10 protein-coding genes are annotated in these 9,734 nt (G+C 44.2%); 4 read left to right on the top strand and 6 right to left on the bottom strand.

Annotated features, from left to right (window positions below; translation table 11 throughout):
- Window positions 1–51 precede the first annotated feature (51 nt).
- Both J7545_RS17865 and J7545_RS17860 read left to right on the top strand, forming a co-directional pair.
- The gene (locus J7545_RS17865; protein WP_318700821.1) at window positions 52–1,767 is read left to right on the top strand and encodes a HAMP domain-containing sensor histidine kinase; all 1,716 of its coding nucleotides are present in this window, start codon (window positions 52–54) and stop codon (window positions 1,765–1,767) included.
- Window positions 1,768–1,931: 164 nt separating this feature from the next.
- Window positions 1,932–2,717 (top strand): EAL domain-containing protein, encoded by a 786-nt coding sequence (locus J7545_RS17860; RefSeq protein WP_318700820.1) that lies wholly within the window; start codon window positions 1,932–1,934, stop codon window positions 2,715–2,717.
- A gap of 105 nt (window positions 2,718–2,822) precedes the next feature.
- Here J7545_RS17860 and J7545_RS17855 read toward each other — a convergent pair whose 3' ends face one another.
- The 6 genes from J7545_RS17855 to J7545_RS17830 all read right to left on the bottom strand — a co-directional run bounded on the left by J7545_RS17855 (window position 2,823) and on the right by J7545_RS17830 (window position 7,819).
- Window positions 2,823–3,407: a thioredoxin family protein gene (locus J7545_RS17855; RefSeq protein WP_318700819.1), complete on the bottom strand. Its 585-nt coding sequence runs from the start codon at window positions 3,405–3,407 to the stop codon at window positions 2,823–2,825.
- A gap of 89 nt (window positions 3,408–3,496) precedes the next feature.
- On the bottom strand, window positions 3,497–4,516 hold the full coding sequence (locus J7545_RS17850) for a peptidoglycan-binding domain-containing protein (protein ID WP_318700818.1): 1,020 nt from the start codon (window positions 4,514–4,516) through the stop codon (window positions 3,497–3,499).
- Window positions 4,517–4,698: 182 nt separating this feature from the next.
- Complete coding sequence (locus J7545_RS17845) at window positions 4,699–5,418, bottom strand: peptidoglycan-binding protein (protein ID WP_318719937.1); 720 nt, start codon at window positions 5,416–5,418, stop codon at window positions 4,699–4,701.
- A gap of 18 nt (window positions 5,419–5,436) precedes the next feature.
- Entirely contained in the window at window positions 5,437–5,610 is a 174-nt protein-coding gene (locus J7545_RS17840) for a hypothetical protein (protein ID WP_318700815.1), read from the bottom strand.
- A gap of 250 nt (window positions 5,611–5,860) precedes the next feature.
- Window positions 5,861–6,292 (bottom strand): SH3 domain-containing protein, encoded by a 432-nt coding sequence (locus tag J7545_RS17835; RefSeq protein ID WP_271941685.1) that lies wholly within the window; start codon window positions 6,290–6,292, stop codon window positions 5,861–5,863.
- Between the two features lie 27 nt (window positions 6,293–6,319).
- Window positions 6,320–7,819: an AAA family ATPase gene (locus J7545_RS17830; RefSeq protein WP_318700813.1), complete on the bottom strand. Its 1,500-nt coding sequence runs from the start codon at window positions 7,817–7,819 to the stop codon at window positions 6,320–6,322.
- Window positions 7,820–8,345: 526 nt separating this feature from the next.
- Between J7545_RS17830 and J7545_RS17825 the strand changes: the two genes are divergently transcribed.
- Complete coding sequence (locus J7545_RS17825; protein ID WP_318700812.1) at window positions 8,346–9,155, top strand: PEP-CTERM sorting domain-containing protein; 810 nt, start codon at window positions 8,346–8,348, stop codon at window positions 9,153–9,155.
- Window positions 9,156–9,306: 151 nt separating this feature from the next.
- Window positions 9,307–9,606 (top strand): hypothetical protein, encoded by a 300-nt coding sequence (locus J7545_RS17820; RefSeq protein WP_318700811.1) that lies wholly within the window; start codon window positions 9,307–9,309, stop codon window positions 9,604–9,606.
- Window positions 9,607–9,734 lie beyond the last annotated feature (128 nt).

Here is a 9,734-nt window from a genome sequence, read left to right as displayed (position 1 = left end):
ATAGATACCAATACTCCCAATCTTCATTTGCGATAATAGAGTAATCTAACTATGACTTATTTTTTAGATCGGAATCGTCGCGCCATTGCTCTATATCGCAATGTACCCGTTACAGCCCTCACCATCCTTAGTGCAATTTTCGCGATGATTCTTGCTTCTGCGACTTGGCAATGGGAGCGGCGCGAATTGAGAAACAGCTTACAGATTCAAGCCGATCGCCTTCAACATTCCTTAGAACAACAATTCTCTACTCAACAAAAAATCCGTCCAGAGCAGATTGAAAAGCTGACCTCAAGTGAATTAATTCAGGCATTACTAGAACACTCCCTACGGGGGCTGAATCTAACCGAGCTAGAGATTTATTTTTGGCAAGGTAACCTGAAACAAGAGCTAGAACCCGTAGCGCTCTATAAAGTGAATGAGCGATTATTTGTCAACAATCTTGAGGAAAACCCTCCAAGTCTAATTGGTCGGGGGTGGTTATGTCCAGAATTTGCCCCTCCGACGAGTTCAGCCTCTGGGCAAGCATTTCGTCAACTGCGGCGATCGCGAAATTCCGTGACGCTACCCTGTCAGCGATCGCTAAAGGTGAGCGATCGTGAAATTTCTTGGTTGCTGATCCCCACTGCTCAATACATTGCCCCCGATCAATATTGGCGGACTTGGAGCATCATTATCGGCAGTACAGCTTTAATTACCTTTCTGAGCATTTACCTCAGAGCTTCTCAGCGCTACATGCTACAGATTGAACAACTCCTCAGAAAGCAAACGGAGAAAGCCAATACTCTACAAGAGACTTTAACTGAATTACAAAACACTCAAGCCATGCTCGTTCACAGCGAACGCATGTCGGCGTTGGGCCAAATGTTAGCGGGTATCATTCATGAAATCAAGAACCCTCTCCATTTTCTCGGAGGTAACTTAGTGCCACTTCAAGACTACTGCGAATCTCTTTTAACCCTCCTCAAGTTATATCAAGAATATTATCCCGAACCGGTCGAAGCCATTGTTGACTATAGTGAGGAATCCGATCTCGAATTTATGATGGAAGACTTTCCAGATTTACTCAATTCCATGAAAGTGGGAACCGAACGCATCGCCCAGATTGTTCAATCCATGCGGACTTTTTCTCATGTTGATGAGTCCACCATGAAACCGGTAGATATCCATGAAGGTTTAGACAGTACTTTGTTGATCTTATACAATCGATTAAAAGCCAAAGATTATCGCTCTGAAATTGCCATCATCAAACAATATGGAGAAATCCCGAAAGTCGAGGGTTACAGTGGACAAATAAACCAAGTCTTTTTGAATATTCTCGCCAATGCAATTGATGTACTCGATGAGCGCAGTAAAAAACAGAAAGAGCAGGGAAGTCCTCTCCAAACAGGTCAAATTAAAATTCAAACTTCTATGGCAAGAGAAAACCAAGTGCAAATCAAAATTGTTGACAATGGCTCAGGAATGTCTGATGAAGTAAAAGCGAAAATATTTGAACCATTCTTCACTACAAAATCTGCGGATAAGGGAACCGGTTTAGGGATGTCGATTAGCTATAAAATAATTGTTGATAAGCACAGTGGTCAGCTATTGTGCCAGTCTAAAATGGGAGAAGGAACCACTTTCTCGATCAATCTACCGATATCGCGATCGCCATCCCCAAGTAAAGTTGGATCTCAATCCCTATCTGCAACTCAACTCAATACGTGCAACTATGCTATCGTGCTAGGCGCTAGTCATGGATCATCTCCATTGGTCACCAGTTAAGCTCAAAATCCTTAGTGTTAAGTACCCAAGACAAAAGGCGTAAGAAAGCACAATTATCTTATGCTAGTGCAACGAAACATCCATTGGATTGACAACGAAGAAAAAAATGTTGGTGTTCATACATCATTCAAATCTTCCAGAAAAAATGAAGAAAAGTAGAAAAAATGCGCTTAAATAGCTCAGGTTTTAAAGTAAAAAAGATAGATGCTTGGGTCAATTGGTCTAAGAGTATAGATGAGTTGATCTCGGAACAAAGATATGGAGTGGAGTATCAACCGATTGTTGAAGTCAAGAGTCAAGAGATCTATGGATTCGAGTGTTTAGCCCGATTTTTTGATGCTTCTAATCAAGCCATTCCACCAGATATAGTATATCGAGCTTTACACAACACACCACTCCAACTCTGTGAGGTTGAATATCAACAAAAAATACTGCAATTAGCTCATGCCCCCAAAAAGACGAAGCTTTTTGTCAACCTCGATCAAGATTCGTATTTTTCCTGTAGTAGAGAACAATACACAACCCATTCTGGAAAAAATCCATTTCTAGAGTTATTTCATAATTATCAAACTGGTGATGGGATTGTCGTTGAGTTAATTGAAAATACTGAAATCAATCATGCTATGATGAGTTTGTCTATGATCCATGAATTATCAAATGCCACAATTGAGACGGCTCTTGATGATGTTTGTAATCCACAATCGATGATCTCCACATCGGTTATGCAACTGGTCGATTTTATTAAACTGGATCGATATGTTGTGCAGAATAAACAAAATAAAAATCTAATTTGTTTAGTTCAGTTCTTGACTAATTATGTGCATAGTACAGGAAAAAAAATCATTTTAGAAGGGGTGGAAACCGAAGAGGATTTGGCCTTTGCACGACGAATGCAAATTGATTACGTTCAAGGTTTTTTATATCGCGATCGGTTTATCAATATATCTTAGAGGAGGGAAACCAATGAAACGGTTATGATGAAAGTATTGAATAATATTCTTCTGTCCAACATTCACAATCCACTTTATATAAAATTCCTGGAGACATCCGATCGCCTACTGTACGACTTGAGATCCATGACTGCGGGGATCGGAAACCATGGGGACTTCGTTTCGCGAACCCGATTCTAGGCTGGATACTTTGCCGATATTGCCAGCGTCGGGAATGGGGACACCCGCCACGAGAGCGTCTAATTTATCTTTGAGAATGGGTTTGGGTAATTCGCCAATGGTTTCGGCGATCGCCTCTCCCTGACGATCTAAAAATACAAAATGGGGAATACCATCGACGCGATAGGCATCCATTTCTGGCAACCATTTGGTATTATCCACATTCAACATGACAAAATTGACTTGTTCCCCATAGCCCTCTCGCAACGCTACCATATCAGGAACCATAGCTTGACAACTTAAACACCAATTGGCATAAAATTCCATTAACGTTGGCTTCTCATTTTCTAGGGCAACTTCTAGCGGTGTAGAGGTTTCGGCCAACTCAGACAGAGAAGTAGAGGGATTTTGGGTTTGTAGACCTAGAAACAAAGCTACACTTAAGGCGATCGCCGTTAATGCCACTACCAGATTACGGATGCGCGTCGCCATAGGAGATTGGGTATTGAGATCGGCAACAGGTTCAGTCATAGAGGATCTAAGGGGAGTAACAAGTTTAGGTGGTAAGTGAATTTTCAAGGGCGATCGCCACAGGAATCATTATCCTTGATATTTAGAGCTTAACGGAAATAGACGACTCTGGCATTAGTAAAACCTTGCGATCTCAATAGTGCAGACTGACTCTCAGCACGATCGCGATTGTCATAGGCTTGTATATAAACAAATCTCCCTCTTCGATTTCGAGTTTGTATAGCGCTGGGATACCGTATGCGGATTTGTTGATAGATAAAATTGTTACCGGTTGGAATCACTACGACATATCCTTGGAGTGTTACGCGGGGAAAAGTATTGTTTCCTGTGGCTATTGGGTCTGATCCTAAGCCTAATTCTGCTAGAGTTCTGCTATCAGCTATGCCACTAGGAAATAAACCTCTTAAGCGCTGAAACTGCTCCACAGCATCTGTTGTCAGTTGGCCATAGATTCCATCAATTGTGCCCCGATACAATCTTAGATCTTGCAGTCTACTTTGCAGTAGCTGAATCTGCCAGATCGGAGAACTGGGTGTTACTTGTTGTAATCCAAAGGGTTGATTAAAGTTGGGTTGACCCAGAGCCGGATTAAAGGAATTCGGAAGGGGATCGCCAAAAGTGAAACCGGGTGTAAAAGATGGCGTATTAAAAGGTGCTGGAGGAGGGGGCAGAATTTGAGGGAACGTATTGAATCCTGCTTGTGGCAATTGGTTGAACAAGGTCCGATTGATCGCAGATTGAGTTTCCGAACCCACTATGCCATCGACCCCAATACCAGCATCACGTTGGAAACTGAGTACTGCTTGCTCAGTTACTCCATCAAAGATTCTGGTGATGGGGCCTCGATAGTATCCTAATAGCTGGAGATTTTGCTGAAGTTGTGCTACATCTGTGCCAGAATCTCCGAATCGTAGAGCTAGAGCTACTTGCGCTAAAGTCAAGATCGCCAGCGTGATGCCTAAAGAGAGTAATCGTAGGATCAATCGACTAGAAATTGGTTTAGCCAGCAACTGTTGCCAAAATTGCTGGATTGATTTTCGTAAAACCCGTTCGGTGCTGGTCGGGTCTTGATAGGCTAGGGCTAGATGGAGATAGGCTAGAGAGTCCATAGAGAGTAGGAGATCTTAATCCAGGTGTCGATGCTGCCCCTATTTTAGGCGATCTTTTCGAGCAAAATGACTCAAGATTGCTCACTTGTAATTTCTTTGGCTCAGGGGGCTCTCACGTAAAGTCTCCGATACGTTTGGAAGCCCCGTCGCTGTCTTCGCGGGGATTGGTTACCTAGAGAAACTCAGCGAATATCTTCTGGACTAATACCATACCTCTGTTGCGCTCTGGATATGGCTTCTTGGGTTAGGGGGCCTAAGATGCCATCTAAGGGGCCATCATACAATCCCCTGGCTTTTAAACGGCGCTGTAATTCTAGAACTTGGGGATCTGACCTTGAACTTAAGGACTGACCCACTGGCGCTCCATTTTCGAGTTGTGCTTGAGTGCGGCGGCCATAAATACCATCTGGGGTTAAGCCTTGGACTTCTTGATAGGAGCGAACCGCTTCCTCGGTTAAGGAACCATATAATCCCGTAATGGGGCCATTAAAAAAGCCTTTGGCCATCAGGTTTTCCTGTAGAGCTGTGACTTCCGGGCCGCGATCGCCGCGCTGGAGTACGGGAGAATTGTCTAATGTCGATCTCTGGGTTCCTCCCGAACGCAATCGACTCCAAGTTTCTGCTCCCACAATACCATCGGGAATTAGGCCCCGATCTTGTTGAAATTGGATGACCGCCTCCTGGGTCAGTTCCCGAAATCGTCCTGTAGGTTGTAAATTAAAATACCCTAAATCTTGGAGTCGTTGCTGCAATTCCCGCACTTGTGGCCCATCATCTCCTATTTCTATAGCTCTGACTGAGAGAGTCAACGACCCTAGAATCAGGATTATTGTTAGCAAGCTTTGGATTAAGCGAGAACCCGAAGAGATGAATTTACCGAATGGTAACACAAGGGTAAACATGGATTGAGTTGGTGTCAATTAGTGCATTTGTCGATCGATCAACCAAGCGCAAATACCAGCAAATAGGGTAATAGCTAAACCGACTAGGGGATGTTGCCCTTGACTGACGGCAAAAGAAGTTACAATACCTGCACCGATACTGCCAGTAACGATCGCTTCGAGCCAATCCGAATCAGAAGACTTATTATACATAAAAGATAATTTCTGGATGAGTGCCGATCAATTTTGTCTTCTCAGGGTATCACCCAAGTTTCTTTTCCGTGCATAATTTCCCCTCAATTGCAATCAAGCTTGAGGTTTAGAGATATTTCTTAACATTTAAGGCGATTTGCGCTAGGCAATAGGCAACAGGCAATATCTTGTATTACTTAGGGTCTGAGGCTTCAAGCTGTACTTCATAGCAGAGAGAATTGCATCCCCATTCCCCATTCCCCATTCCCTTCTATTCCACTTTCTCCACATTTCCCCCTTTCACCCAGGCATCTCGAGAAGCAACCCGAACTTTTTGCCAAATCTTATCTTCACTTTCTCCAATCACATACAACGTTTCGTTATAACCGACTCCACCAATAGACCCCGACTCATAACTGGGGGCATTCCGCAAGATCAAACCATCAGGCCAAGTGACTCTGGCTTTGTAGGCTCCTTCTGGAAGTTCCGGTTCTTTTGGCTTTTGGACTTCAGCAGGAGTAGACAGGGAAGCAGAAGCGGGTTTAGCCTCTTGTGCCTCTGGAAATTCGGGTTTGGGAGGGTCAATGGTCATTCTGGCCATAAAATAACGGGCAGCGGCTAATCCACCGACTAACATCAGGGCGATCGCCAACGCGATCCCCAAAAATACTTGAAAAAATCCTGAAACTAATCTACCAACCATAAGAATAAATCTTGAAAATAATAACGACTACAAGGGCGGTTTTAAACCACTTGAACGAGAGGCAAGTCTTGCTTTACCGGAAGCTGCCCAAGATTGTAACAATTCAATTTGTTCTTGAGCCGTGCGAGCTAAGGGGACAATTTGACTGGCTGCCTCTAGGATATCATCGGTAGTAAAATCCCGGTTTTGACTAAAGCCAATGTGCATGGCTTCTACAATCATTTGTTCAATTTCTGCCCCCGAAAAATCAGGGGTTTCATAGGCAAGACGTTTTAACTCATAATTTCTCAGACTTTGGGGACGCAACCGAGAGAGATGAACTTCAAAAATGGCTTGTCGTTCTTCTTGGGTGGGGAGTCCCACGAAAAAGATTTCATCAAATCGCCCTTTGCGTAATAGTTCTGGGGGTAAACTTTGGATATTATTAGCGGTGGCAACGACAAAAACCGGTGAAGTTTTTTCTGCTAACCAAGTGACAAAGGTTCCGAATACCCGATTCGTTGTGCCTGCATCTCCCCGCGATCCCATGCCACTAAAGGCTTTATCAATTTCGTCAATCCATAAAATACAAGGAGCGAGAGCTTCAGCTAGTTGAATCATTTGCCGGGTTCTCGATTCCGATTCTCCCACGAGTCCGGCAAATAGTCGTCCCACATCGAGGCGCAGGAGGGGAAGATGCCAATGGTGGGCGATCGCTTTTGCTGTCAGCGATTTTCCCGTTCCTTGAATGCCCACCAACAGTAAACCACGGGGATGGGGCAGTCCGTAGGCTCTGGCTTGCTCGGAAAACCCGCCACCGCGCCGCAGGAGCCAATCTTTGAGGTTTTCTAAACCGCCAATGTCAGAAATTTGTTCTTGAGCGGGATAAAAATCTAAGATTTGGGTTTGGCGAATGGTTTGCCGTTTTTCTTCTAAAATTAGGTCTACATCTTCCGGGCGCAATTCCCCATGGGTGGCGATCGCTTTTCCCAATACCCGGCGAATGCGCTCTAGGGAAAGACCTTGACAACACCGGACAATTTCTTCCAGGACTTCTTGCTCAATGACTTGCCCTAATCCCATCAGTAACCGGCTCACTTCTTCCCGAATGTCTCCACTCTGGGGTAAGGGAAATTCTAAGACAGTAATCACTTCGGTTAAGTCGGTGGGGATGGCAATTTCTGGAGCCAGAATCACCAGGTTTTTGGCTTCCGATTTGAGGCTGCGGGCTAAATTTCTCAGTTTCCGCGATATGGAAACATCCTCTAAAAAGCGCTGAAAATCCCGGAGAACAAAAATTCCAGCGGCTGTGGGGGGAACTTTCTGGACGAATTCTAAGGCTTGGAGGGGATTGCGACGACCAAACCCGTTATCATTGGGGTTGCCTTGATAACCATCGACGAAATCCCAGGTATAGACTCCTCGACTGCCGAGGTTTTTGGCCGATTCGGCGATCGCCCTTTCCACCCGTTCTTCTTCGGCGGTGGGAATATAGATGATCGGATAGCGCGATCGCAGCAGTAGTTCAAATTCTTCCTTAAAACTCATGGACTAAAACAGTTGGTGGATATGGGCACTCAGTTTAGAGACACAAGTTTAAAGATAATAACGCTTTTTCTGCCAAACAGCAGGTCAACCTAGATTTATGGATCGCCATCACCGTTTCCACAATTGAGGGCTTGCAGCTCAGTAGCCTATCCGTTATCTCCCTTAAATTTTACTATATATGTGCTATTACTTACGTGTTAGCCCTAATGAAAGCAATTGATATCGCCATAGTTTTTCTCACTTTAAGCGGAGGAATGGTGATTCTAGGTCTTGAGACGACGCTATAGCAATATTTATGCCAATTTACTGCCAAAATTTTTCCTTATCCGTACTTCCCTTTGGCGATGCACATTTTAAGTATAAATGCCATACTTTGCAATTTTTATTACTCAAAGTCGGGGTGTTTATTTCAGTAAAAAAACAGTTTTTTTAAGGCTTGAATAAAGGTTTTGAATAATGAGTTTACTTTTTCAAGAATTTTTTTTACCATGTGATTAACACACAAACACAAAAAAGAGAACAGACCATGAACAACACATACAAAACTCTAGCGATCGCGGCTCTAGCAACTTTCTCCACACTCGGAATTGGAAATAATGCTGCTCATGCAGGTCTTAGCTTCCGCATGAATAAGGGGGGTTCCTATGGTGAACATGGCAATATGGGGATTGCCACTCAAGTTGAGAATACGGCTACTGTTGACTTCAATGACTTAATCCCTAATCAACGCGGCCGTCGGTCTAAGGCAAATTTCACCAATGAATTTGCCTCTTATACATTTTTGAACCCTGGCAGGAGTGCTGTAATTGCTGACCGATGGGTTCCAGAAAATATTAATGGCACTGTTAACCACAACAACCCTTACCTCACCGTTTTCAAAGGAGCTGATGTTGAGATTAAACTCAATGAAACAGCTAACTACTTTGGTCTCAACTGGGGTTCTGTGAGCGCCAACAATAAAATTTCCTTCTATAAAGGAGATACGCTTATCGATGCTTTTCAGTCAGCAGGACGTAATGCTCCAAATCAAGCTGAATTGAATGCTGTTTGGCAGGAAGCTAAAGGTTCTCACCGTGCAAGGAACTTCTGGAATGAAGCAGATGCTTACCTGGAATTCTGGGCTGAAGATGCCGGGTCTGTATTTGACCGGATTGTGTTACAACAGGTGTCTCATGCAGGTGGTGGCTTTGAGACTGACAACCACTCCTTCCTCCTGAGCAACACCGGTTTTGACCCCGATCAAAACCAGAGCCAGAGCATTCCTGAACCCGGAATGGTACTTGCTCTACTGGGTGTTGGTGGTTTCATGGTTCGTAAAAGAGCTAAAAAAGCCTAGGTTGAATTTCCTCTTTTATCAGAGTTCAACAAAGGGGAGTCAAACTCTGATGCTTCCGAAAGTGGCAAAATAGAGTAATCTTAGCCCCGTAGGGTGTGTTGTTTGCCTTACGGGGTATGCTCTTTCTACAGGAAACGCAGTTTCATCGATTATGACTCAACGAACTCCCCAAAACCTGAACATTAGACCCCTCGCGCCCTATGAAGACCGGTTACTCAATGCTTTAGCCTTTTTCCGTACCCAACGCCAACCCGAAAACCAGGCCCATCATTGCCTCAGTATGTATTTGCGCCAGTCAGAAGCCAGAATCATGGGTGAAGTTGGATTTTACGCCCGGTTAGTCGGGATGGAACCCTGGCAGTTTTTAGAATTACTCTATCAAGATGGCGATCGCGCCGAAGCCCTGATTGAAGAAGCCACCGGTTCTGGAGTTAAGGATCTCAGGGGGTGACAACAGGCTTGAATCTAAGGCTACACTTGGCTTTGAGCCGTTAAAAGATGGCGAAAAAATCCAGCGATTTTTTGGGCAAGTAACCCTCTAACCTGATGCTATAGTTATGCGATCGCGACCATTGAGTT

It is taken from the genome of Roseofilum sp. SBFL (genome assembly GCF_017746885.1).
In the GTDB taxonomy this organism is placed as follows: Bacteria; Cyanobacteriota; Cyanobacteriia; order Cyanobacteriales; family Desertifilaceae; genus Roseofilum.
Note: the sequence above shows the minus strand (reverse complement) of the source record. Positions and strands in the feature narration are given on the sequence as shown.

Coding starts and splice junctions, on each gene's coding strand:
- J7545_RS17865 (WP_318700821.1), top strand. CDS start 52: ATGACTTATTTTTTAGATCGGAATCGTCGCGCCATTGCTCTATATCGC.
- J7545_RS17860 (WP_318700820.1), top strand. CDS start 1,932: ATGCGCTTAAATAGCTCAGGTTTTAAAGTAAAAAAGATAGATGCTTGG.
- J7545_RS17855 (WP_318700819.1), bottom strand. CDS start 3,407: ATGACTGAACCTGTTGCCGATCTCAATACCCAATCTCCTATGGCGACG.
- J7545_RS17850 (WP_318700818.1), bottom strand. CDS start 4,516: ATGGACTCTCTAGCCTATCTCCATCTAGCCCTAGCCTATCAAGACCCG.
- J7545_RS17845 (WP_318719937.1), bottom strand. CDS start 5,418: ATGTTTACCCTTGTGTTACCATTCGGTAAATTCATCTCTTCGGGTTCT.
- J7545_RS17840 (WP_318700815.1), bottom strand. CDS start 5,610: ATGTATAATAAGTCTTCTGATTCGGATTGGCTCGAAGCGATCGTTACT.
- J7545_RS17835 (WP_271941685.1), bottom strand. CDS start 6,292: ATGGTTGGTAGATTAGTTTCAGGATTTTTTCAAGTATTTTTGGGGATC.
- J7545_RS17830 (WP_318700813.1), bottom strand. CDS start 7,819: ATGAGTTTTAAGGAAGAATTTGAACTACTGCTGCGATCGCGCTATCCG.
- J7545_RS17825 (WP_318700812.1), top strand. CDS start 8,346: ATGAACAACACATACAAAACTCTAGCGATCGCGGCTCTAGCAACTTTC.
- J7545_RS17820 (WP_318700811.1), top strand. CDS start 9,307: ATGACTCAACGAACTCCCCAAAACCTGAACATTAGACCCCTCGCGCCC.